Source organism: Acidovorax sp. LjRoot204, assembly GCF_056175785.1.
The window spans coordinates 1-22,455 of record NZ_JBGFFF010000081.1; the positions used below are offsets into that span (position 1 = coordinate 1).

Consider the following 22,455-nt stretch of genomic DNA (forward strand, 5'->3'; position numbering starts at 1 on the left):
GGAAAAATCCTGCACCCACTCAAAGTAGCTCACTGTCACGCCGCCGGCGTTGGCGATCACATCGGGCAGCACCAGCACGCCCTTGTCGTGCAGGATGTCGTCGGCCTCGGTGGTCGTGGGGCCGTTGGCGCCTTCGATCACGAGCTTGGCCTTGATCTGGCCCGCGTTGTCCTTGGTGATCTGGCCTTCCAGCGCGGCAGGGATCAGGATCTCGCAATCCACGCCCCAGAACTCTTCGGCCTTCATCACATCGGCGCCCGCAAAGCCGCCCACGCCACCACGGGTCTTCACATGCGCCAGCAGGGCGGGCACATCCACGCCCTTGCTGTTGAAGATGGTGCCGGTGTGGTCTTGCACCGCCACCACCTTGGCACCCGCCTCCGCAAACAGCTTGGCGGCAATGCCACCCACATTGCCAAAGCCCTGCACGGCCACGCGGGCACCGTCGAGCGCCAGGCCGGTCAGCTTGGCGGCTTCCACGCCCACGGTGAACACGCCACGGCCGGTGGCTTCCACACGGCCCAGCGAGCCGCCCAGGTCCACGGGCTTGCCGGTGACCACGCCGGTGGCGGTGSCGCCSACGTTCATSGARTAGGTGTCCATCATCCASGCCATGATCTGGCCGTTGGTGTTCACGTCGGGTGCGGGGATGTCCTTGGACGGGCCGATCAGCAGGCCGATTTCGCTGGTGTAGCGGCGCGTCAGGCGCTCCAGCTCACCCATCGACAGCTTCTTGGGGTCCACGCGGATGCCGCCCTTGGCACCGCCGTAGGGCACGTTCACCGCGGCGTTCTTCACCGACATCCAGGCCGACAGGGCCATCACTTCGGACAGCGTSACGTCCKGGTGGAAGCGCACGCCGCCCTTGCCSGGGCCGCGGCTCAGGTTGTGCTGCACGCGGTAGCCTTCGTAGTGGGCGATGGTGCCGTTGTCCAGCTCGATCGGCACGTCCACGATCAGGATGCGCTTGGGGCGCTTGAGCGTTTCCACCCAACGCGCCAGGCTGCCCAGGTAAGGGGTGACGCGGTCCACCTGCTGCAGGTAGTTGCCCCAGGGGCCGAGGTGGTCGGCCTGCAGGTACGAGGGCAGGGGGTGGGATTGTGCGGCGGGGGCGCCGACGGGGTTTGACATGGTGAATTTCCTTGTGGGATCAGTTCAGACTGCGAAGCTTATGCCTCGGCCCGGGCACTGTCCAAGGCCGGTGTGTTTGTGGGTTATGCATTTGATGCATAGTTTGACGTAACCCCATCCCATGCTGCAGTGCGGCAATCTACCGGCGGGGTAGCGACCCGTGGGCCCGGACCTTGCCGGGCGGCCCGTTGCGCCTAGACTCGGCCAGCCCGGCGCAGAACCAGGCGCTGCACCGGGCACACACCGGACCGCCGGGACCATGAAAAAAGAGAGGGAAATCCCATGAGCGTGACCTACACCGCCTGCCCGCAGTGCCAGGCGCCCAACCACCCTACGGCGCGTTGGTGCGTGAAGTGCGCCCAGCCCCTGGAGGCAGAGGCCAACCTCGCCACCCCCGCTGCACCGGCGCCGATGGAGTTTGTGTTCGATGACGACGAGCACCCTGCTGCGGGCCCGGCGCGCCAGCGACCGGCCATGGCCTACGCAGGCGCCGCAGTGGCCCTGCTGGTGGTGGCGGGCGTTGCGGCCTGGTACCTGCTGGGCCGGCCCGATGCCGTGCCGCCCCCGCAGCAGGGCGCGGCCGTCGCAGCCCCTGCCGCAGTGCCCGGCACCGCGGGCACTGCGGAGCCTGCACCTGCCCGCCCCGAGCCGGTGGAGGAAATCATTGAATCCGAACGCGCACACCCGGCAGCCGCTGCGTCCGCACCAGGCAGTACCGCTGCTGCTGCGCCGTCGTCTGCATCTGCGGCCTCTGCGCCGCCTTTCACGCCTGTCACCGCGCCCCGCGTGGCCGATGCGGCATCGCTGCCTGCCACCGGCAAGCCACGCACGGTGGCACCGGCCGACAATGCACCGTGGCCGCCGCCCGCAGCGCCTACAGCGCCCGCGCCGTCGCCCGGCGACAGCCTGGCCCGCTTGCGCGGTGCGCTGGCCCAGTGTGCGGCCATGAGCAACGAGCTGTCGCGCGCAAGCTGCCTCACCCGCACACGGCAGAACTTCTGCGGCGACGCCTGGGGCCGCATCCCCGAATGCCCGCCGGGCCAGTGATGGCATGCGCAGCCTGTCTTTGCGCCGCCCGCTGCCGTGTCCGCAGCGGTGCGGAGCCTATTCGATGCGGATCTTCTGCAGCGCCGGGTCGCCCGGGGGGTAGCGCAGGTCCAGGCCGGTGAGCACTTCGCGCACCAGCGTGGCGATCATCAGGTTGCGGTGGGTCTTGGAGTTGGCAGGCACGATGGTCCACGGCGCCCAGGGCGTGTGCGTGGCGGCCAGCAGCATTTCGTAGGCCTTCTGGTACTGGCTCCACTGCTTTCGTKCCTCGATGTCGCTCATCGAGAACTTCCAGTGCTTGGCCGGGTCGTCCAGGCGCTCCTGCAGGCGTTCACGCTGCTCGTCAGCGCTGATGTGCAGCATGAACTTGAGCACGATGGTGCCGGTGTGCGTGAGCATGCGCTCGAAGTCGTTGATGTGGCCAAAGCGCTGGTGGTGCTGCTCGGGGGTGATCCATCCGTTCACGGCGGGCACCAGCACGTCCTCGTAGTGGCTGCGGTTGAACACCGTGATCTCGCCCGCGCCGGGCACCTTCTGGTGGATGCGCCACAGGTAGTCGTGGGCACGTTCGGCCTCGGTGGGGGCGCTCCAGCCCACGGCGTGCACGCCCAGCGCGCTCATGCGGCCAAACACGCCCCGAATGGTGCCGTCCTTGCCGGCTGTGTCCGTGCCCTGCAGGATCACCAGCAGCTTGTAGCGCTTGTCGGCGTAGAACAGGTTCTGCAGCGTGTCCAGCTCCTGCGCAATCGACTCGGTGGCGGCCTTGTCCTTGAGCTTGTCGCCCAGCGAAAACGGCTTGGCCGACGGATCAAAGTCCTTGAGCGCCACCGTGCGGCGGTGTTTGCCGGCCTTGCGTCGCTCGGGCTGGCCGTCTGGCCGCTTCTCGTCGTCGTGCTGCGGCGCGTCCGGCTGCCACTGCGACCAGCGCTGGGCCACGTCTTTGTTGCTGCTGTGAAACGGGTGGTTCATGCGGGCTCCTCGATGGGCCATCGTACGTCAGCAGCAGTGGCGCGGTCTCCTCTTCCACGAAAACATGATGCTATTAAGTTGATAGCTTATTGCGCATGATTCACTAGCGCTTGGGGCAGATTGGGCTTGAAAATTGACGCAGGAGCCGTTGAGGGACCCTCTGCACAAATCACCGCGCCGTGTGCAGCTGCGGTCTCGGGCGGTCTGCGGCGTTGCAAATACTCGCAATAGCTGCGGCTATTGCTGCGTTTTTGCGCCTTGCAGCCCATCCCGATCCGCAGCGCCCACTTGCCGCTCGATTCGTGCAGAGGATCCCTTAGCGCGCGCCATGTGCCATGCGGTAGGCCAGCGGCGTCTGCCCCGTGGCCTGGCGGAACGCGCGGTGCAGCCCGGCCTCGCTGGCAAAGCCCAGGTCTTCGGCAATGCGCTTGAGCGGCAGCGGCGTGTCGCACAGCGCCTCGCTGGCCTGGCGCAGCTTGATGCGGCGCATCCATAAGGCCGCCGTCAGGCCCGTGTGGGCCTGCACCCGCCGCGCGAGCGTACGGGGCGAGAGGCCCAGCGCCTGGGCCAGCGCAGGCAGTCGCAGATCGGTGGCGGGGCTGCGCTGCACCCACAGCATGGCGCGGCGCAGGTCGGCGTCGGCCAGCGTCATCAGGTCATGCCCGGCAAATGCGGGGTGCGCCGTGCGGGGGCGGGGCAGCATCAGCAGCTCCTGCAGGTCGGTCAATGCCTGGGGCGGCAGGCGCGCGGCCAGCGCGTGCAGCATCAGCGGCAGATAGCCGTTGGCCCCGGCGGCCGTGGTGGCGGTGGGGCCGGCCACCAGCGGCTCGTCAAAGCGCCAGTCCACCGGCGCAAACTGCTGCTCCAGCGCCGCACGCAACCACCAGGTGGCTGTGGCGCCCTGGCCGCGCAGCCGCCCGCTGGCAGCCGCCAGCACCACGCCCGCGCAGTAGCTCCACAGCTGGGTGCGCCGGGGCAGCGCGCGCATGGCCTGTACCACCGGGGCCAGCTGCTGCAGCGGCCCCTGCAGCTGGTCGGGCGACGAGAGCCACAGGCCCGGCACCAGCACCACATCGGCCTCGGCATGCTGCAGCGCCACGGTGGGGGCTAGCGCAGGGCCTTGCCAGGTGGGCACGGGCGACAGGTCCACGCCCGCCCAGCAGATGTCCATCACGCTGGCCTGCGCGCGCAGGTTGGCGGCGCGTGCCATGTCCGCCGCCGCAAACAGGCCGGCGGGCATGCAGCCCGGGTAGAGCAGCAGCGCCACGCGCAAAGGCGGTTGGGGTGCAGAGGGCGGAGAAACCATGGGTGGCACAAAAGCGCAAGAAATTGTCAATCTGCGCCATTTTCAGGGGAGGCCTGTTTTTCAACAATGGCAACACCCCTTCCCACTGAAAGCCCCCCATGCTCATCACCCAACTACGCAACGCCACCGTTCTGCTCGAGTTTCAGCACGCGGGCCGCCCTGTCGGCCTGCTGGTGGACCCCATGCTCGCGCCCCGAGGCAGCCTGCCTGCACTGCGCTACCTGGGCACCCGGCGCCAGCGCAACCCCCTGGTGGATTTGCCCGCCGAGGCCGACACGGCGCTGCAGCGCGTGACCCACGCGCTCATCACCCATTGCCAGCGTGGGCACTTTGACCACCTGGACCGCGCGGGCAAGCAGTTCCTGCGGGAGCGCCAGATTCCCGTCCTGTGCATGCCACACGACGCCGCATACCTGGCGCAGCGTGGGCTGCAGGTGCTGCCGCTGGCGGGCGAGGGCCGCCAGCCTTTTGCGCTGGGCGGCCAGGTCACGCCCGTGGCCTGCACCCATGGGCGGGGCTGGGTGGCGCGCTTCATGGAGCATGGCCACGGCTACCTGCTGGAGCTGCCGGGCGAGCCCAGCGTGTACCTGGYGGGCGACACGGTGCTGACGCCCCCGGTGCGCGACTGCCTGCAGCACCTGCGGCCCGGTGTGGCCGTGTTGCCCGCCGGTGGCGCCCGGTTTGACCTGGGCGCGGACATCCTGATGGACGCCGCCGAGGTCGCACAGGCCGCCGCGCTGACGACCGGCGCCGTGGTGGTCAACCACCTGGAGGCCCTGGACCACTGCCCCACCACCCGTGCCCAGGTGCGCGCCCTGGCGCAGCGCGGCGGGTGGGCGCACCGCCTGTGGGTGCCCGAGGACGGCGAGTGCCGCGAATACCCCGGACCCATTGTCCAAAGAAACGCTATGAATTTGGTAGCTGCCACGGCATGATCGACTAGCGCTACCGCCTAAAAACGGCCTAACTCATGCCAGCTCGGCCTCCAGCGCCCGCTGGTCCCGCATCAGCGCCACAAACCGAGCGGCGCCCAGGCCCAGCGGCCGCTCCTTGGACCACACCACGTCCACCCACAGCGCGGTGCCGTTGCTCAGGTTCTCGAACGGCATTTCCACCAGCCGCCCTGCCTCGATGCGCGACTGCACCAGCGCGCGCGGCTGCCAGCCCCAGCCCATCCCGGCTTCGATGAGGCCCAGCGCGGCCAGGTGGTTGTCGGTGCGCCAGTGGTGGCGGGCAAATACAAAGCGCGGGTCGGTCTGTGCCAAGTCGCGGCTGGCCACCACGATCTGGCGCGTGGTGGTCAGGTGCTCCTCGCGCAGCATGGCGTCCTCCGTTGGGGCACCCCGTGCCTGGGCGGCGGCACGGGCGGCCACCAGCACCGGGTGCTGCGGCGCCATCACCGCCACCAGGGTTTCGGTGCCCACCTCCTGAAAGCCCTCGCGCCCGTCGATGCTGGGCCGCTCGAACACCAGCGCCAGCTGCGCGCGGCCGCTGTGCAGCAGCGCCAGCGCATCCACCTGCGGCGCTGCCAGCACCTCGATCTGCAGCAGCGGGTGTTCTTGCGCCAGTGCCGCCAGCGCCTCCGTCCAGCGCGAGGCCAGCAGCTCGGGCGCAATGGCCAGCGTGAGCCGCTCCTCCAGCCCCTGGGTGAGCGCCAGCGCCTGGGCGTTGAGCTGCTGCAGCTGGCCCGCCAGCAGCCGGGCCTGGGGCTCCAGCGCGCGGGCGGCGGCGGTGGGGCGGGGCTCGCGTCCGCTGCGGTCAAACAGCTGCACATCCAACTCGGCCTCCAGGTGGGCGATGGTCATGCTCACGGCCGACGGCACACGCGACAAGGCCCGCGCGGCGGCCGAGAACGAGCCGTGGTCGAGCACGGTCAGAAACACCTGCACGCTGTCAGAGTTGAAGGCCATGGCGGTTTGATCTGTCAATAAAACTGAAATAAGCTGACTTTATGTGTCAGTACGGCGAATATAAAGTACTAGCCATGGACAAGACACCCACTCTTTTTGGCTTGCAAGGCGTCAAGCGCCGAGTGATTTACGTGACCCTGTACGAGCTGATCGCCATCGGCGCCGCCACGGTGGGCCTGGCGCTGCTCACGGGCCAGGGCGCGGGGCATTCGAGCGTGGTGGCGGTGGCAGCCTCGGTGATCGCCATCGTCTGGAACATCGTCTTCAACTGGGCGTTCGAGCGCTGGGAGGCACGCCAGCCCGTGCGCGGGCGCAGCGTGGCACGGCGCGTGGCGCACGCCATCGGGTTTGAGGGCGGCTTGGTGTTCACACTGGTGCCGCTGTTTGCCTGGTGGTTCGGCGTGAGCCTGTGGCACGCGTTTGTGATGGACCTGGGGCTCATCGTGTTCTTCCTTTGCTACACCTTTGTTTTCAACTGGGTGTTTGACCACCTGTTCGGCCTGCCCGCATCGGCCATGGCGGCGTCGTAGCAACAGCCCAGGGCGCGCTTCTTCAAACAATGTCAACCGCCGTGCGGCGGCGGGCAGGGGCGCTCGGCCGCCACCCATAATCGGCCCCATGCGAGGGCCGTTTTTGTTGCTGCTGCGGGGATTGCCGGGTCGCTGGGCCGGTGTGGCGGCCTGCTGCGTGCTGGCAGGCTGCACCAGCAACGCTCCCACGCCGCGCGGCGAGGTGAAGGGTGCGCCCACCCATGCCGCCGAACTGGCCCAGTCCGACGCCAACCGCATGGCCACCCTGGCCATGCAGGAGAACCTGGACGGCCTGCTGCGCCTGGCCGACAAGCTCTACCGCCGCAACCCCGCCGAATGGCGCAAGGGCAGCGCCACCAGCCGCGAACAGGCGCTGGAGCAGCTGCGCACCGCCGTGCTGCAGCGCCAGCCCTGGGCCCCACTGCAGGGCCGCCGCGACATCGCCGCCATGGCGCTGGCCCTGGCACCCGAATTTGCGGGCGACCGCGTGGCGGCCTTCATCTACGCCACGGCCGACATGATCATCACGGCCCACGGCGGCAAGACCGAGTTCTTCTTGCTCGACGGCATGGACGCCCAGCACCTCTACAACGCCGCGCGCAACGTCGAGACCGCCGTGTGGCTGCTGGCGCAGCGCCGCAACGCCCAGGGCCAGCCCCTGCTACTGGCCGACGAGATCGGCCAGCAGGGCCGCAACCTGAGCTTCGAGCGCGAGTTCGGCAAGATCATCGCGCGGCTGGACCTGCTGGCCGCGTTCACCACCGAAAAGTACCGCCGCGCTGCCATCAGTTACGTGCAGGGCATTGTGGGCGGCACCTTTTTGCAATTCCTGCCTGTGCGCTGATGCGGCGAACGCCAGCTCGTATCACCCGGTAAAATCCGCATCTGCCCAAGGAGCGTTGCAGCGGCCTCTCACCACGACGGGGCCGTCAGGCTTGGGTACCCAAAAGCTATTCAAGCCCCACCGCAACGACGCTCACCTGTTTTTCTGCTGCCCCTGCACAGGTGAGTCCTATGTCCGCGTCTGCCCCGTCCCTGCCCCCCATGAAGCTGTCCGGCCTGGAGCCCGTCTCCATCGGCGAGGGCACGCTGTTCGTCAACATCGGCGAGCGCACCAACGTCACCGGCTCCAAGGCGTTTGCGCGCATGATCTTGAACGGCCAGTACGAAGAGGCCCTGGCCGTGGCGCGCCAGCAGGTGGAAAACGGCGCGCAGGTCATCGACATCAACATGGATGAGGCCATGCTCGACAGCAAGGCGGCCATGGTGCGCTTTCTGCAGCTCATCGCGTCCGAGCCCGACATCGCGCGTGTGCCCATCATGGTGGACTCCTCCAAGTGGGAGGTGATCGAAGCCGGTCTGCGCTGCATCCAGGGGAAGGGCATCGTCAACTCCATCAGCATGAAAGAGGGCGTGGAGAAGTTCAAGCACGAGGCGCGGCTGGTCAAGCGCTATGGCGCTGCGGCCGTGGTGATGGCGTTTGACGAAGTGGGCCAGGCCGACACCTACGCGCGCAAGATCGAGATCTGCGAACGTGCCTACCRCGTGCTGGTCGATGAAGTGGGCTTTCCGCCCGAGGACATCATCTTCGACCCCAACATCTTTGCGGTGGCCACCGGCATCGAGGAGCACAACAACTACGCGGTCGACTTCATCGAGGCCGTGCGCTGGATCAAGCAGAACCTGCCGGGCGCCAAGGTGTCGGGCGGTGTGTCCAACGTGTCGTTCAGCTTCCGCGGCAACGACCCGGTGCGCGAGGCCATCCACACGGTGTTCCTGTACCACGCCATCCAGGCGGGCATGGACATGGGCATCGTCAACGCGGGCATGGTGGGCGTGTACGACGACCTGGAGCCCGTGCTGCGTGAGCGTGTGGAAGACGTGGTGCTCAACCGCCGCCCCGACGCGGGTGAGCGCCTGGTGGAGATCGCCGAAACCGCCAAGAGCGGCGCCAAGGACGAGAGCAAGAAGCTCGAATGGCGCGGAACGCCCGAGCACCCCAAGACCGTGGGCGAGCGCCTGTCGCACGCGCTGGTGCATGGCATCACCGACTTCATCACCGAAGACACTGAAGAGGCCTATCGCGCCATCCTGGCCAAGGGTGGGCGCCCGCTGCACGTGATCGAAGGCCCGCTCATGGACGGCATGAACGTGGTGGGCGATCTGTTCGGCGCGGGCAAGATGTTCCTGCCCCAGGTGGTGAAAAGCGCCCGCGTGATGAAGCAGGCCGTGGCCCACCTGATTCCCTACATCGAGGAAGAAAAGCGCCAGGATGAASYCGCTGGTCGCGACGTGCGCAGCAAGGGCAAGATCGTCATCGCCACCGTCAAGGGCGACGTGCACGACATCGGCAAGAACATCGTCACCGTGGTCCTTCAGTGCAACAACTTTGAGGTGGTGAACATGGGCGTGATGGTSCCSTGCCACGAGATTTTGGCGCGCGCCAAGGTCGAGGGGGCCGACATCGTGGGCCTGTCGGGCCTGATCACCCCCAGCCTCGAAGAGATGCAGTACGTGGCCGGCGAGATGCAGAAGGACGACCACTTCCGCATCAAGAAGATCCCGCTGCTCATCGGTGGCGCCACCACCAGCCGCGTGCACACCGCTGTCAAGATCGCGCCGCACTACGAAGGCCCTGTGGTCTATGTGCCCGACGCCTCGCGCAGCGTGAGCGTGGCGCAGAGCCTGCTGGGCGACGGCGTGCAGAGCTACGTGGATGAGCTGAACGCCGACTACGACAAGGTGCGCACCCAGCACGCCAACAAAAAGGCCACGCCCCTGTGGCCCTTGGCCAAGATCCGCGCCAACAAGACGCCCGTGGACTGGTCGGCCTACCAGCCCGCTGTGCCCCGCGCGTTGGGCCGTCGCGTGTTCAAGAACTTCGACCTGGCCGAGCTGGCCAAGTACATCGACTGGGGCCCGTTCTTCCAGACCTGGGACCTGGCCGGCCCGTACCCCGCCATCCTCACCGACGAGATCGTGGGCGTGGAAGCCACGCGTGTGTTTGCCGATGGGCAGGCCATGCTCAAGAAGATCATCGAAGGCCGGTGGCTCACGGCCAGCGGCGTGATGGCCCTGCTGCCCGCCAACAGCGTGAACGATGACGACATCGAGTTCTACACCGACGACACCCGCACCGAAGTGGCCATGACCTGGTACGGCCTGCGCCAGCAAGCCGAGAAACACACCATCGACGGCGTGACCCGCCCCAGCCGCTGCCTGGCCGACTTTGTGGCGCCCAAGTCCAGCGGCATTGCCGACTACGCCGGTATGTTTGCCGTGACGGCGGGCCTGGGCATCGAGAAGAAGGAAAAAGCCTTCATCGACGMSCTSGACGACTACTCCGCCATCATGYTCAAGRSSCTGGCCGACCGSCTGGCCGARGCCTTTGCMGAAKCSCTGCACCACCGCGYGCGCACCGACCTSTGGGGCTAYGCKSCCGRTGARGSSCTSAGCAACGASGACATGATYGCCGAGAAGTACCRSGGCATCCGCCCCGCGCCYGGCTACCCSGCCTGCCCCGACCACAGCGCCAAGACCGACCTGTTCCGCGTGCTGCAGGCTGGCGAGATCGGCATGTCGCTCACCGAAAGCCTGGCCATGATGCCCGCCGCCAGCGTGAGCGGCTTCTACATCGGCCACCCCGACAGCGTGTACTTCAACGTCGGCAAGATTGGCGAAGACCAACTGCACGACATGGCCCAGCGCCGGGGCATGGAGGAGAAGGTGCTGGAGCGGCTGCTGGCGCCGAACCTGTGATGCTATGAATTGAATAGCTTCCAGCGCTTGTTCGATAAGCGCTGGAAGCCTGTTTGATTCAAATGTTCCGGCCCATCAGCCCTTATAGCCAGGCAGCTTCGCGATCACCTTGATCTCGAACTGGAACCCGTACAGCCAGGTCACCCCGATGCCGGTGAGCGTGGGGTAGGGCGCCTCCCCCCAGAACTCGGGCACGACGCCCCAGACGGTCTCGAAGTTCGCCTCCGGGTTGACCACGAACATCGTCACGTCCACCACGTCATCAAACGTGCAGCCTGCAGCGTGCAGCACGGCGTTGAGGTTGCTGAACGCCAGGCGCACCTGGGCTTTCAGGTCGGGCTCGGGCGAGCCGTCCTCGCGGCTGCCCACCTGGCCCGAGACAAACAAGAAGCCGTTGGCGCGCACGGCGGGCGAATAGCGGTTGCGCTCGTACAGCGCCTGGCGGCCTGCGGGGAAGACAACATCACGGTGGGGCATGGGATTCCTTTCGTTCTGCAGGGCAGATGATTGCGATGAAGGCACTGTAGAAGCGCGCGTTGTTCCGATAAACCGGCTAATCTGTGCACCACTGTTCCTGATCGCCAAACAATGGCGGGCATGCCGCCCCTTCGGCACGCCTCAACTACCTGTACGCCATGGACCGTTTTGACGCTCTGCAGGCCTTTGCCCGCGTTGTGGAATCCGGCAGCTTCACCAAGGCTGCCCTCACCCTGCACCTGAGCCGCACCACCGTCACGCAACTGGTGCAGCAGCTCGAAGCCCGCCTGCGCGTGAAGCTCCTGCACCGCACCACCCGGCGCGTGCAGGTCACGCCCGATGGTGCTGCCTACTACGAGCGCGTGGTGCGCCTGCTGGCCGACCTGGACGATGCCGATGCCAGCGTTTCCACCGCCGCCGCCGCGCCCCGGGGCCGCCTGCGGGTGGACGTGCCCAGCCCCCTGGCGCGCCTGGTCCTCATCCCCGCGCTGCCCGCGTTCCACGCGCAGTACCCCGACATCCTCCTGCACATGGGCGTGAGCGACCGCCCAGTGGACATGGTGGGCGACAACGTGGACTGCGTGGTGCGCGGCGGTGCCCTCACCAACCCGGCGCTCGTCGCACGCCATGTGGGCGATCTGCAATTGCGCGTGTACGCCGCCCCCAGCTACCTGCTGCGCGCGGGCACGCCCGAGCACCCGCAGGCGCTGGAAGGACCTCACCATCGCACCGTGGGTTTTCTGTGGGCGCGCACCGGCCAGCCTCTGCCTTTCGAGATGCGCCGCGGCACCGAACATGTGCGCGCCCAAGGCTACGACATCTGCGCTGTGGACGACGGCAACGCCTACCTGGCCGCAGGCCTGGCGGGCCTGGGCGTGCTCTGGCTGCCCGACTACATGGCCCGCCCCCACGTTGCGGCTGGCGAGCTGGTGCCCCTGCTGCAGGACTGGACGCTGGAGCCGATGCCGTTGTACGTGGCCTACCCGCCCCAACGGCATGTGAGCGCCAAGGTGCGGGTGTTTATCGAATGGGTGGCGGGGTTGATGGCGCTGCATGCGCCGATTCATCGCTCTTCGAGGGCCCCATAAGACGCACCTTGGTCCGATGGAATTGTTCGTGAAGCGAAAGAGGCATGCCTGTTGGTACCAGCCTACAGCACCCATAGTGTGCGCTGTAAGAGTTGGAAACAGTTATCTGATTTAAAGAGCGCATTCATACAATCGCTCGCAAAAGGGAGTTGTATAAATGACAGATTCTTCACCAGTACCTCAGGATAAACGCGGATTTTTCATGCTGCCTCAAATGCCGGAGGAATCTGGCTATTACACCTATGGAACTCCTTTCGGTGGAAGAGGGCAATATGCCCATGTGCAAATGCTGAATTTCATTTTCAAACTTGAGCATGGCTGGAGCATCACAGAAGAGCGAAAAATCGGCATTGGTAACATCAGTTTGGCCGAAGGAAAAAAATTTCCACCGCATGCTAGCCACAGAAGCGGTCTGGAGGTCGATATTCGTCCCATTCGCAAGGATGGGCTGAAGCAGCCCGTCCGCTGGTCTAGCAAAGACTACGACCAAGCCGCGACGCAAAGGTTAGTAAATTTAATTTGGCAGACTGGCATGGTAAAAAAGGTTGGATTCAATGATCCCAAAATTGCCAATGCTACTTATATGAATGGACACGATGACCATTTGCATGTGGAAGTACGAATTTGATCATTCCCGAGTATTGATTTCGGGCGACTGGTTGCGTTTCATTAATAAGTGCTGCCACCGGTCAAGATAAATACTCCATGTTTCTATATAAACAAGTAAAGGCTTAGGAATGAGAAAAGGTGTTGCGGTTATCGGAGTATTGCTTATGTGTGCAGGCGCGATAGCCGCAGACTGGGCATTTGAATTCAAGCCAGTCAATGCGCAAATGGCAATTTACTCTGGAGGTTTGGGCGATCCAGCAGCACCCACAGCCCAAGACGCCAAAGTGTCATTCCATGTGCAGGGTAGAGCTGCACGCGACTTGTTTGACCGCATGGGGCCCGACGTGAAGAGTGAGTGTGGGTCCGACCCGAAAACGCGTGCAAGAGTCCGTGACCGCCTTCAGTGCATTCGCTATTCCCCATCCGACTACAGCTGCTATTTCGGCTTTGATCTGAAAGACGGGAAAAGCATCGGCGGCAATATCTGTTGAGTAAGGCCAGACGACCTGCTGCTCAATAGGGGGCGTTTTCTCCGCTAGGCAGGACGCATGCGGATGCATGGCCGCGGTGGGTTGTCCGTGCCTGGCCCATTCCAAAACCGCCTAAGCCCTTTGATCAGGGTTGCACCAAGGCATTTTTCGCTTTAGCCCGGGTCCGCCCCACCCGCACTCTCCGCCATCTCCAACTGCATCATCACCATGTTGACCAGCGTGTGCACCGAAGGCCGCCCGGTCTCGATCACGTAGTGGGCGGTTTCGCGGTACAGGTGGTCGCGCTGGGCGTAGAGGTCGCGCAGCTTGTCCATGGGGTTACCGCCTTGCAGCAGGGGGCGGGTCTTGTCGTGTTTGACGCGCTTGAAGATTTCTTCGGGCGAGGCGCGCAGGTACAGCACATTGCCGAACTGGCGCAACACCTCGCGGTTCTCGGGGCGCAGCACGGCGCCGCCGCCGGTGGAGAGGACCATGCCGCCGGGCTGCTGGGCCACGTCGGCCAGCACCTGGGATTCGATGTCGCGAAAGCGGGCTTCGCCTTCGGCCTCGAAGAAGCTGCGGATGGTGGTGCCCAGGGTCTGTTCCAGCCGGTGGTCCAGGTCGATGAAGGGCACGCCCGCCCGGTGGGCCAGTTGCCGGCCGACGGTGGATTTGCCCGAGCCGGGCATGCCGACCAGTGCGCAGCGAATCTGCATAGGTTCAAAAAAGARGTCTGGGGGAGGGCCAGCGCACTGCGGGTGGGGCTGTGTTGCGTGCCGTAACTGGACGCTGAGTGTAAGCCTGCCCCTCTGGCGCCGGGCGTAGAGCGTAGCCTTTGCAACTGGCGCTGCCCCCGCCAGGGACGCCGAGCAAGGGCCGCCCCGCAGCGAGGGCGTCGTCCCCCTGCCCGCGCGCAGCGCGAAGCGGGGGGCTGAGGGCCGCGGCTCCAAGCCTGCCTGCGCAGGCTTGGACGGCCTGAAGAGCTGTCGCCTCTGGTGGCTGCGCGGTGGCGTGCGCTCAGGGGGGTGTCCTAATCACAGTGCGGCGTACACCAGCGCCGGGTACAGCTCGCACAGATACCTGAGCTGGCCGGGCGCCTGGGTGAGCAGGATCGCGAACAGGTCTTCCGCAGGGTCCACAAAAAAGAAGGTGCCGCCCAGGCCGCTCCAGCTGTAGTGCCCGGCCGATCCGGGGCGGGTAGCCTGGCCGGTGGCGGTGCGCACGGCCACACCCAGACCAAAGCCGTAGCCGGTGGGCAGGATGTCACCCGCCACGGGCAGGGCGCCCAGGTGGTCGGCGGTCATGAAGTCCACCGTGGCGCGGCCCAGCAGGCGAACAGGGGCGCCAAGGCCATCGGGCCCGGGGGCGGTGCCCCGGCCCAGCATGAGCTGCAAGAAGCGCGCGTAGTCGCTGGCGGTTGACACCAGCCCGCCACCGGCCGACTCGAACACGGGCGGCGCGGTCACGTCGATCAGTGGCATGCCGATGCCGGTCTGCGGGTCGCGCTCAAAGGCTTCGGCCAGGCGGTGCTGCTGGGCGGCAGGCACCGAGAAGCCCGTGTCGTGCATGCCCAGCGGGCCGAACACGCGGCGCTGCAGGATGGCGCTCAAGCTTTCGCCCTCGATCACCTCCAGCACCGCGCCCAGCACGTCGGTGGCGCGGCTGTATTCCCAGCGGGTGCCGGGCTGGTGGACCAGGGGCAAGGGGCCCAGCGCGGCGGCCAGCTCGGTATTGCTGTGGCGGCGCGAGCCGATGCGCGCCGCGCGGTAGGCGTCGGGCACCGTGCCCGCCTCCCACGCGTAGCTCAGGCCGGCGGTGTGGCGCAGCAGGTCGTGCACCGTGGCCTCGCGTTGCACCGGGGTGGTGGTGCCGGTGGCTTCGTCGTACACGCGCTGGCCTGCAAACGCGGGCAGGTAGTGCGACACGGGGTGCGACAGCAGCAGGCGGCCTTCTTCCATGAGCATCATCGCCACCAGCGAGGCGATGGGTTTGGTCATGGAATAGATGCGGAACACCGTGTCGGGCGCCATCGCGGGCACTGCCGACTCGGCGCTGGGCGGGCGCTGGTGGCCCACGGCCGTGTGCAGCACGGTGTGGCCCTGGTGGTGGATGAGGGCCACGGCACCGGGCAGCAGGCCCTGGTCCACATGGGTTTGCAGCACAGAGCGCAGGCGGGCGAGGGCAGAGGGGTTCATGGCGGCTGGAGGAGGGTTTTGAGGCAATTTGGGCCGGTAGCGCTAGTGGATATTACGCTGACAGCTATCAAAAACAGAGCAAATCTGGCAAGCCTTCAATGCGGGTTTCAGGGCGTTGTACCGGCCGCGCGGCTGCGTTCCTGCTCCTGCAGCTCGCGCCACTGCACCTTGCCCGTGCCGGACTTGGGCAGGCTGTCCACCAGCTGCACGATGCGTGGGCTTTTGTAGGCGGCCATGTGTTCGTGGCTCCAGTCGATGATGGACTGCTCGCTCACCTGGCCCTTGAAGGCGTCGCGCAGCACGACCAGGGCCTTCACCGTCTCGCCCCGGCGCTCGTCGTGGGCGGCGATCACGCACACCTCCTGGATCGCAGGGTGGGCGTACATCATGGCCTCGACCTCGGCGGGCCAGACCTTGAAGCCCGAGGCGTTGATCATGCGTTTGAGCCGGTCCACCATGAAGAAGTAACCGTCCTCGTCCACCTGCGCCAGGTCGCCCGTGCGCAGAAAACGCTTGCCGTCCAGCGTGATAAAGCTGTCGGCCGTGGCCTGCGGGTTGTTCCAGTAACCCAGCATGACCTGCGGGCCATGCACCACGATCTCGCCAATCTCGCCCGGTGGCAGTTCGGCGAAGGTGGCCGGGTCCACCACGCGCGCATCCACGTCGAACACCGGGATGCCCAGGCACTGCGGCTTGGGGTGGTGGGGCGGGTTGATGTGGGTGGCGGCCATGGTTTCGGACATGCCGTAGCCCTCCACGTAGTCCAGTCCGGTCAGGTCCTTCAGCTGCTGCGCCACGGCCTTGGGCATGGCCGCGCCGCCGCCGCGTATGGCCTGGATGCTGCTGATGTCGTAGTCGGCAATGCGCGGGTTGGCCAGAAAGTCCACCACCATAGTCGAGATGGCCTGCCAGATGGTGACCCGGTAGCGCTGGATGAGCTGGGCGGCCGCGTCACGGTCCCAGCGCGGCAGCACGACCACGGTGGCGCCCACAAACAGCGGGCCGTTCATGCTGCCCGATAGGCCGGTGACGTGGAACAGCGGCAGCACCGCGAGGTAGGTCGAATCCTGCGTGCGCGCAAACCACTGCACTCCGCCCACCAGCGTGCTCATGGCGCTGCGGTGCGTGTGCATGCAGCCTTTGGGGTGGCCCGTGGTGCCCGAGGTGTAGGGCATCACGCACAGGTCGTCCGGCCCGGTGGTGATGGGGCCGGGGGTGCGCTGCTGCGCGAGCATGTCGCTCCACAGCGTGACGCCCGGGGCATCAATGGCCTGGCGCGGTGCCGACACGAAAGCGGGCACGGGCAGGTCGGTGGGCACCTGCAGGTAGTCGCTGTACGCGGCCACGATGAGGTGCTGGAGCTTGCCCTCACCAGACTCTTCGCCCGCTACATCCACCAGCGGCTGGGCCTGTGCATGCAGGTCCTGCGGCACAAAGGCCACGGTCGCGCCGCTGTCGTGCACATAGTGGCGCAGCTCGTCGGTGCGGTTCATGGGGTTCACCGGCACCACCACCGCGTTGGCGCGCAGGATGCCGTAGAACGCCAGGATCCACTGCGGGCTGTTCTGCATGTACAGCAGCACCCGGTCGCCCGCCTTCACGCCACACACCTGCTGCAAGAAGCCCGCAATGTGCTCCGCCTGCTGCTGGAACTGCCGGAAGGTCACCAGCGTGTCGTAGAACACCAGAAAAGGCTTGTCCGGGTACCGCGCGGCCGACACCTCGGCGTTGTGGAACAGATGGGTCTGCGGCAGCGTGAGGTGGCGCGACAGGCCGGGCGGCCAATGGGCGAGGTGGCGGTCGGACATGGGTTACGGCACTCTGGGTTGGTTCGTGCGGGGCGCAGACCTGACGAAGCAGGTCGCGCCCCAGGGGGCGTTAAATCAAGCTAGCGCCACCATCCACCACGATGGACTCGCCCGTGATGTGCCGCGAGGCGTTGGACGCCAGGAACACCACCGCGCCCTTGAGGTCCTCTTCGCCGCCAATGCGGCGCAGGGGCGTGCGCTCGATCATCGCAGGGCCCAGCTTTTCAATCAGGCCGCTGGCCATTTTGCTGGGGAAGAAGCCGGGGCAGATCGCATTGACGCGAACGCCGTAGTGCCCCCATTCGGACGCCAGCGTGCGCGCAAAGTGCAGCGCGGCGGCTTTGGAGGTGTTGTAGGCAATGGTGTTCATGCCCGGGGGCGTGCCCTTGAGCGCGGCCACCGAGGCCGTGACGATGATCGAGCCCTTGCCGCGCGGGATCATGCAGCGCTTGCCCACTTCGCGCGACAGGAAGAACGGTGCGCTCACGTTCAGGTCCATCACCTTGTGCCAGGCGGCGTCTGGGTAGTCCTCGGCCTTGGCACCCCAGGTGGCGCCAGCGTTGTTGACCAGGATGTCAATGGTGCCAAAGCGCTCGACGACCCGGTCCACCAAGCCGGGGATGTCCTCGGTCTTTTGCAGGTCGTTCACCACGGTCAGCACCTCGTAGCCCTGCGCCTCCAGGTGCTTCTTGGCGTCGGCCAGCTCATCGGCCTTGCGCGCGGTGATGGCGAGTTTGGCGCCCATTTCGCCCAGGGCCTCGGCCATCTGCAGGCCCAGGCCGCGCGAGCCGCCGGTGACCAGGGCGACCTGGCCGGTGAGATCGAAGAGTTGCTTGATGCTCATGGAGAAAACGCTTTCGTGCAGAGAGGGGGGAAGGTGAATGAATGCCAAGACCAGCCCAGCGGCTTGTGGCCCGCAGGGTGGGTGAGGAGGTGCGGCTGGGGCGGCGGTGGCCGCTGTGTCAATGGCGGTCGAGTCAACCGACAGCGCCCCATGCTAGCCCTGCCCAGGCACCGTGTAAAACCGGTGCTGTCACCTTTGAAACTCTGTGCGCTGCGCCCGGCACGCTGCCTGTGGGACAGCGCCTACCCCGCCTCGCGGCTGYGGCGGATGGATGGGGCCGCCGCTAGGCCTTACGCTCGCGGGGATGACCGCGTCCCCTCCGTCCCTGATGGCGACTTCGCTTGCCCGCATCGCCCAGCCCCTGTTGCCCCTGTGGCGCCTGGTGCAGCCGTTCTGGCGCGCCGCGCAGATGTGGCTGGACGCCGATGGGCTGCGCATGAGCGCGGCCATGTCGTTCTACGGCATGCTCAGCCTGGCGCCCCTGCTGCTGCTGTTGGTGGGCGTGCTGGGCTGGTGGGTGGACCGCAGCTACCTGGAGAGCAGCCTGGTCGCCCAGGTGCAGTCGGTGATGGGCCAGCAGGTGGCCGATGTGGTGCGCCAGGCCATGGCCAGCGCCCAGGCCCCGTCCGAGGGGCGCCTGGCATCGGCCATCGGGTTTGTGGTGCTGGTCTCGGGCGCCACCGGGGTGTTTGTGGAGTTGCAGTCGGCGCTGGAGCGGCTGTGGCGCCGGGATGGCTACACACCTCCCCAGCGGGCCGCGTGGTGGCGCATGGCGTCGCTGCGGCTGCGGGGGCTGGCCTATGTGCTGGCGCTGGGCTTTTTGCTCATGGTGTCGCTGGCGCTGTCCACGCTGATCCACCTGTTGGCGGGCTGGGCGGGAGAGCGGCTGACCGTGGCACACCTGCCCACCTTGGCGCCCCTGGCACCGCTGCTGCAGGTCGTCAACGAAGCCATTGCCTTCGGGTTTGCCGTGGCCCTGTTTGTGGGGCTCATGCGCATCGGCGCGGGCCCCAAGCCATCGCTGCGCTACCTGGTGATGGGCGCCGTGGTGGGGGCCACGCTGTTCACGGTGGGCAAGCAGCTGCTGGCGTGGTACCTGTCCACAGCAGCCGTGGTGTCGGCCTATGGTGCGGCGGGCTCGCTGGTGGTGCTGCTCATGTGGATCTATTTTTCATCGGCCATCCTGCTGTTTTCTGCCAGCTGTGCGCAGGCGCTGGAGCAGGCCTTGCACCCCGGGCCACGCCGGCCGGTGGGCTGGGCCCGATGGACGGCTGCGGCCCGCGCGCGGGTGCAGGAGCTGTAAATGTTGGCAACAGCGCACAACAAGCTGGGGCCAGCGCGGCGCCCGGATCGTTCGGGCCGCTGCGATGGTGCCCGTTGCGCTGCCGGGCCGTGCGGGCAGGGCCTATATGCGGGGCCTGGCGCCGCAAGTGCTGGCCAAGCTGGTTTACCGCTGCTTACTGCCGCTTACAAACCGGCCACACCGCAGCGCCCCCCGCTGTGTACCTTTGCACCATCCAGGCCGTTGAAACACCACGGCCCCATTCCGTAGCGGGCGTGCAGCGCACATCTACCTGCCGCCCCGTGCGGATTTCTCCGACATGAACAAGGACATGACCATGAACCTGACTGTTTCTTCTCCTGCCTCGCCCGTACCCGCAGCAGCCCCCGCCGGACCAGCCCTGAAATGGATGTGGGCGGCCATTGGCGCGCTGGGCGTGAGCGTGCTGGCCTTGGGCGCCACCCTGGTGATGCAAAACCGTACGCCCTCGGCAGCAGCCGATGCGACAGCCCCCGCCACCCTGGCGGCGGCCCCCCGCACGCCCGAATCCGAAATCATTGAAGAAAAACGAGCCCAAGCGCCGGTTGTACCTGCCCAGAATGCTATGAATAGCGGAGCAAACTACCGTCCGCAGTCCGGCGGCAGCGCAGGCCGGTCCGGTGACATGGCGGGTGGCATGGCCCCCGGGGGCGCTGCCCAGCCTGTGCGTGCGGCAGCCCCCGTGTGCCGCAGCTGCGGCCGTGTCGAATCGGTGCAGGCGGTTCAACAAGCTGCCCCCGCCACGGGCGTGGGCGCCGTGGCCGGCGGTGTGCTGGGCGCCGTGGTGGGCAACCAGATCGGCAAGGGCAGCGGCCGCACCGCTGCCACCGTGCTAGGTGCCGTGGGCGGTGGTTATGTGGGCCACAAGGTCGAAGAGCGCACCCGCACCCACACGGTGTACCAGGTGGCGGTGCGCATGGAAGACGGCTCGCTGCGCCACTTCCAGCGCGCTGAACCCACTGCTGTGGGCACGCCCGTGGTGCTGCAGGGCAAGGGCTTCCGCGTGGATCAGGGCGGCTCGGCCCGGGCGGCAGACCCCTATGCGCAGCCACAGCCCCAGCCAGGTGCGGTGCGGGTGTCGGACACCTACTGAGCCCGGCAGTCGCTTCCCCCAAAACAAAAGCCCGCAAACGCGGGCTTTTGTTTTGTTCAGCCGTTGGCTGATTGCCGCTTGGTTGGCGGGTTACAGCACCACTGGGATCTCGGTCGCAGGCGGCGTGTTGCGGCTGCGTCCACAGCGCACCAGGCCGTCGATCATCACCATGCCAATGCCCGGGATGTCGCCCAGCTGCACGCTTTCGAGCAGCGTGGCGCCGGCGGTGTGCTGGGCGCGGTCCATGAACACAAAGTCCGCCGCGCGGCCCACCTCGATCAGGCCGCAGTTCAGGTTGCGGATCCGCGCCGTGTTGCCCGTGGCAAAGCAGAACACCAGTTCGGCGGGGATGTCGGCAAAGCTCGATATCAGCGCAATCATGCGCAGCATGCCCAGCGGCTGCACGCCCGATCCCGCCGGGCCGTCGGTGCCCAAAATCACGCGGTGCGGGCATTTGAGTTCGATGGCCGCCCGCGCGGCCTGGATGGCAATCTTCTCGTTGCCGTTGTGCACSAKCTCGATCGCGCGGGACSWCTTCTCGCACAGCTCGCACACATGCTYCYMGGGCAGCGAGGTGTGGCCGCCGTTGATGTGGCCGATSAYGTCGGCRTCGGCCTCCAGCACCACGTCCTTGTCGATCAGGCCCGAGCCCGGGATGGACGGGCCGCCCGTATGGATGGTGCTTTGGATGCCGTGCTTGCGCGCCCAGGCCACCATCTGCTGGGCCTCGTAGCCGGCCTTGACGGAGCCCAGGCCCACTTCACCCAGCAGGGTCACACCGGCGTCGGCCAGGTCCTTGAAGTCCTGCTCGGTCATGCCTTTCTCGATCACCGGGGCGCCTGCAATCACCTTCACGCCGCCGGGGCGGAAGTTGTCGAACGAGCGCTGCGCGGTGATGGCCAGCGCCTTCAGGCCCACGATGTCCTTGGGGCGGCCGGGCAGGTGCACTTCACCGGCCGAGACCATGGTGGTCACGCCGCCGTTCATGGTCGAGTCGATCCAGCCGATCTGGTTCTGGCGCGGCGTCCAGTCGCCAAACACGGGGTGCACATGGCTGTCGATCAGGCCCGGCGCCACACAGGTCTGGCGTGCGTCGATCACGGTGTTGGCGTGGTCGGTGTCGCAGTCCTTGTAGCGGCCCACGGCCACGATGAGGCCGTCATTCACCACGATGGTGTCGGCGTCGAGGATGGGGTGGTCCAGGTCGCCCGACAACAAAAGACCGATGTTCTGGATGACGACCTTGCCCGATTTGCCGCCTGCTGCTGCTTCTGCCATGGATTCTCCTCGTGGGGTGGTGGGCGGGGCACCACGCGGCACCCCGCAGGGAAAAATCTCTTGTTGATTCAGGCCGCTGCCCTGCCCTTGGGCAGGCTGGGGCCGGGTGCCACGGTGCGCAGCACGCTGTCGATGACAAACGATTCCCAGTGCGCCAGCGCGTCGGGCGTCTCCAGGTCTTCACCGAGAAAGGCCGACAGCGTGTGCCGGTTGGACATGTAGAAGTAGCCCGTGGCGGCGATCAGCAGGTACACATCGCGCGCCGACACGTCCTTGCGAAACAGCCCCTGCGCCTGGCCGCTTTCGAGCACGCGGCGGATCACCTCGATGGCGGGCGACGAGTATTCACGGGCGCGCATCGACTTGGAGATGTGCTTGCCCTTGTGCAGGTTCTCGGTGTTGAGCAGCGTGATGAACTCGGGGTTCTTGCGGTAGTAACCCACCACAAAGCGGATCACCGCCTGCAGCGCCTCCACCGGCTTGGCGGTGTCCAGGTCGAGCTTGGACTCCGCATCGTTCATGCGCCGGTAGGTTTCCTCCAGCACCTCGATGAACAGGCCTTCCTTGCTGCCGAAGTAGTAATAGATCATCCGGTCGAAGGACTTGGCGGCCTTGGAGAT

General features: G+C 66.6%; 20 protein-coding genes and 1 riboswitch. Of the genes, 9 read left to right on the plus strand and 11 right to left on the minus strand.

From position 1 onward, the window contains the following. The coding region (locus tag AC04MI_RS14980; protein ID WP_476498061.1) for a Glu/Leu/Phe/Val family dehydrogenase at positions 1-1,131 on the minus strand (1,131 nt) is incomplete at its 3' end. A 282-nt stretch (positions 1,132-1,413) separates the two neighbouring features. Between AC04MI_RS14980 and AC04MI_RS14985 the strand changes: the two genes are divergently transcribed. Further along, positions 1,414-2,178, plus strand: a complete 765-nt coding sequence (locus tag AC04MI_RS14985) for a hypothetical protein (protein WP_436076589.1) — start codon at positions 1,414-1,416, stop codon at positions 2,176-2,178. A 57-nt stretch (positions 2,179-2,235) separates the two neighbouring features. Here the strand turns inward: AC04MI_RS14985 and AC04MI_RS14990 are convergent, their stop codons facing one another. Next, a complete protein-coding gene (locus tag AC04MI_RS14990) occupies positions 2,236-3,147 on the minus strand; it encodes a PPK2 family polyphosphate kinase (protein ID WP_476498062.1) in 912 nt (303 codons plus the stop codon). 316 nt (positions 3,148-3,463) lie between these two features. Beyond that, positions 3,464-4,453, minus strand: coding sequence for a GlxA family transcriptional regulator (locus AC04MI_RS14995; protein ID WP_436074258.1), 990 nt, complete (start codon positions 4,451-4,453; stop codon positions 3,464-3,466). A gap of 98 nt (positions 4,454-4,551) precedes the next feature. Between AC04MI_RS14995 and AC04MI_RS15000 the strand changes: the two genes are divergently transcribed. Then, positions 4,552-5,388, plus strand: a complete 837-nt coding sequence (locus AC04MI_RS15000) for an MBL fold metallo-hydrolase (RefSeq protein WP_476498063.1) — start codon at positions 4,552-4,554, stop codon at positions 5,386-5,388. 33 nt (positions 5,389-5,421) lie between these two features. Here the strand turns inward: AC04MI_RS15000 and AC04MI_RS15005 are convergent, their stop codons facing one another. Beyond that, positions 5,422-6,363, minus strand: a complete 942-nt coding sequence (locus AC04MI_RS15005; protein ID WP_436074260.1) for a LysR family transcriptional regulator — start codon at positions 6,361-6,363, stop codon at positions 5,422-5,424. A 74-nt stretch (positions 6,364-6,437) separates the two neighbouring features. On the opposite strand from AC04MI_RS15005, the gene AC04MI_RS15010 reads away from it, so the two are divergent. The 3 genes from AC04MI_RS15010 (at position 6,438) to metH (ending at position 10,652) form a co-directional block, all read left to right on the plus strand. Continuing rightward, positions 6,438-6,893: a PACE efflux transporter gene (locus AC04MI_RS15010; protein WP_056057131.1), complete on the plus strand. Its 456-nt coding sequence runs from the start codon at positions 6,438-6,440 to the stop codon at positions 6,891-6,893. An 88-nt stretch (positions 6,894-6,981) separates the two neighbouring features. Beyond that, positions 6,982-7,737 (plus strand): hypothetical protein, encoded by a 756-nt coding sequence (locus AC04MI_RS15015; protein ID WP_436076588.1) that lies wholly within the window; start codon positions 6,982-6,984, stop codon positions 7,735-7,737. 41 nt (positions 7,738-7,778) lie between these two features. Further along, positions 7,779-7,878: riboswitch (S-adenosyl-L-homocysteine riboswitch) on the plus strand. 20 nt (positions 7,879-7,898) lie between these two features. Next, positions 7,899-10,652 carry a methionine synthase gene (metH, locus tag AC04MI_RS15020; RefSeq protein ID WP_476498064.1) on the plus strand — a complete coding sequence of 918 codons (2,754 nt, stop codon included), beginning with the start codon at positions 7,899-7,901 and terminating at the stop codon, positions 10,650-10,652. A gap of 75 nt (positions 10,653-10,727) precedes the next feature. On the opposite strand, the gene AC04MI_RS15025 is transcribed toward metH, so the two are convergent. Next, entirely contained in the window at positions 10,728-11,129 is a 402-nt protein-coding gene (locus AC04MI_RS15025; RefSeq protein ID WP_056742291.1) for a RidA family protein, read from the minus strand. 158 nt (positions 11,130-11,287) lie between these two features. Between AC04MI_RS15025 and AC04MI_RS15030 the strand changes: the two genes are divergently transcribed. Together AC04MI_RS15030 and AC04MI_RS15035 are read left to right on the plus strand one after the other, a co-directional pair. Beyond that, positions 11,288-12,217, plus strand: coding sequence for a LysR family transcriptional regulator (locus AC04MI_RS15030; RefSeq protein WP_436076586.1), 930 nt, complete (start codon positions 11,288-11,290; stop codon positions 12,215-12,217). 157 nt (positions 12,218-12,374) lie between these two features. Further along, the gene (locus tag AC04MI_RS15035; protein WP_082522291.1) at positions 12,375-12,845 is read left to right on the plus strand and encodes a penicillin-insensitive murein endopeptidase; all 471 of its coding nucleotides are present in this window, start codon (positions 12,375-12,377) and stop codon (positions 12,843-12,845) included. 624 nt (positions 12,846-13,469) lie between these two features. Here the strand turns inward: AC04MI_RS15035 and AC04MI_RS15040 are convergent. The 4 genes from AC04MI_RS15040 to AC04MI_RS15055 all read right to left on the minus strand — a co-directional run bounded on the left by AC04MI_RS15040 (position 13,470) and on the right by AC04MI_RS15055 (position 18,143). After that, positions 13,470-14,012, minus strand: a complete 543-nt coding sequence (locus AC04MI_RS15040) for a shikimate kinase (protein ID WP_056057143.1) — start codon at positions 14,010-14,012, stop codon at positions 13,470-13,472. Between the two features lie 318 nt (positions 14,013-14,330). Next, the gene (locus AC04MI_RS15045) at positions 14,331-15,491 is read right to left on the minus strand and encodes a serine hydrolase domain-containing protein (protein ID WP_436076584.1); all 1,161 of its coding nucleotides are present in this window, start codon (positions 15,489-15,491) and stop codon (positions 14,331-14,333) included. Between the two features lie 107 nt (positions 15,492-15,598). Further along, complete coding sequence (locus AC04MI_RS15050; RefSeq protein WP_436076583.1) at positions 15,599-17,299, minus strand: long-chain fatty acid--CoA ligase; 1,701 nt, start codon at positions 17,297-17,299, stop codon at positions 15,599-15,601. A gap of 70 nt (positions 17,300-17,369) precedes the next feature. Beyond that, complete coding sequence (locus tag AC04MI_RS15055) at positions 17,370-18,143, minus strand: SDR family oxidoreductase (protein ID WP_436076582.1); 774 nt, start codon at positions 18,141-18,143, stop codon at positions 17,370-17,372. Between the two features lie 328 nt (positions 18,144-18,471). Here AC04MI_RS15055 and AC04MI_RS15060 point away from each other — a divergent pair, with 328 nt between their 5' ends. Further along, the gene (locus tag AC04MI_RS15060; protein ID WP_109790948.1) at positions 18,472-19,446 is read left to right on the plus strand and encodes a YihY/virulence factor BrkB family protein; all 975 of its coding nucleotides are present in this window, start codon (positions 18,472-18,474) and stop codon (positions 19,444-19,446) included. Positions 19,447-19,762: 316 nt separating this feature from the next. Then, positions 19,763-20,557, plus strand: a complete 795-nt coding sequence (locus AC04MI_RS15065) for an outer membrane lipoprotein (RefSeq protein WP_146870270.1) — start codon at positions 19,763-19,765, stop codon at positions 20,555-20,557. Between the two features lie 90 nt (positions 20,558-20,647). Here AC04MI_RS15065 and AC04MI_RS15070 read toward each other — a convergent pair whose 3' ends face one another. Beyond that, positions 20,648-21,835, minus strand: a complete 1,188-nt coding sequence (locus AC04MI_RS15070; RefSeq protein WP_476498065.1) for an amidohydrolase family protein — start codon at positions 21,833-21,835, stop codon at positions 20,648-20,650. A 68-nt stretch (positions 21,836-21,903) separates the two neighbouring features. Further along, the coding region (locus tag AC04MI_RS15075; protein ID WP_476498066.1) for a TetR family transcriptional regulator at positions 21,904-22,455 on the minus strand (552 nt) is incomplete at its 5' end.

What these genes read in the sequence shown, in the direction of transcription:
- AC04MI_RS15050 (WP_436076583.1), bottom strand. Translation starts at nt 17,299, where the DNA reads ATGTCCGACCGCCACCTCGCCCATTGGCCGCCCGGCCTGTCGCGCCAC.
- AC04MI_RS15015 (WP_436076588.1), top strand. Translation starts at nt 6,982, where the DNA reads ATGCGAGGGCCGTTTTTGTTGCTGCTGCGGGGATTGCCGGGTCGCTGG.
- AC04MI_RS14985 (WP_436076589.1), top strand. Translation starts at nt 1,414, where the DNA reads ATGAGCGTGACCTACACCGCCTGCCCGCAGTGCCAGGCGCCCAACCAC.
- AC04MI_RS15005 (WP_436074260.1), bottom strand. Translation starts at nt 6,363, where the DNA reads ATGGCCTTCAACTCTGACAGCGTGCAGGTGTTTCTGACCGTGCTCGAC.
- AC04MI_RS15065 (WP_146870270.1), top strand. Translation starts at nt 19,763, where the DNA reads ATGAACCTGACTGTTTCTTCTCCTGCCTCGCCCGTACCCGCAGCAGCC.
- AC04MI_RS15035 (WP_082522291.1), top strand. Translation starts at nt 12,375, where the DNA reads ATGACAGATTCTTCACCAGTACCTCAGGATAAACGCGGATTTTTCATG.
- AC04MI_RS15045 (WP_436076584.1), bottom strand. Translation starts at nt 15,491, where the DNA reads ATGAACCCCTCTGCCCTCGCCCGCCTGCGCTCTGTGCTGCAAACCCAT.
- AC04MI_RS15025 (WP_056742291.1), bottom strand. Translation starts at nt 11,129, where the DNA reads ATGCCCCACCGTGATGTTGTCTTCCCCGCAGGCCGCCAGGCGCTGTAC.
- AC04MI_RS15040 (WP_056057143.1), bottom strand. Translation starts at nt 14,012, where the DNA reads ATGCAGATTCGCTGCGCACTGGTCGGCATGCCCGGCTCGGGCAAATCC.
- AC04MI_RS15055 (WP_436076582.1), bottom strand. Translation starts at nt 18,143, where the DNA reads ATGAGCATCAAGCAACTCTTCGATCTCACCGGCCAGGTCGCCCTGGTC.
- AC04MI_RS15030 (WP_436076586.1), top strand. Translation starts at nt 11,288, where the DNA reads ATGGACCGTTTTGACGCTCTGCAGGCCTTTGCCCGCGTTGTGGAATCC.
- AC04MI_RS14995 (WP_436074258.1), bottom strand. Translation starts at nt 4,453, where the DNA reads ATGGTTTCTCCGCCCTCTGCACCCCAACCGCCTTTGCGCGTGGCGCTG.
- AC04MI_RS15010 (WP_056057131.1), top strand. Translation starts at nt 6,438, where the DNA reads ATGGACAAGACACCCACTCTTTTTGGCTTGCAAGGCGTCAAGCGCCGA.
- AC04MI_RS15060 (WP_109790948.1), top strand. Translation starts at nt 18,472, where the DNA reads ATGGCGACTTCGCTTGCCCGCATCGCCCAGCCCCTGTTGCCCCTGTGG.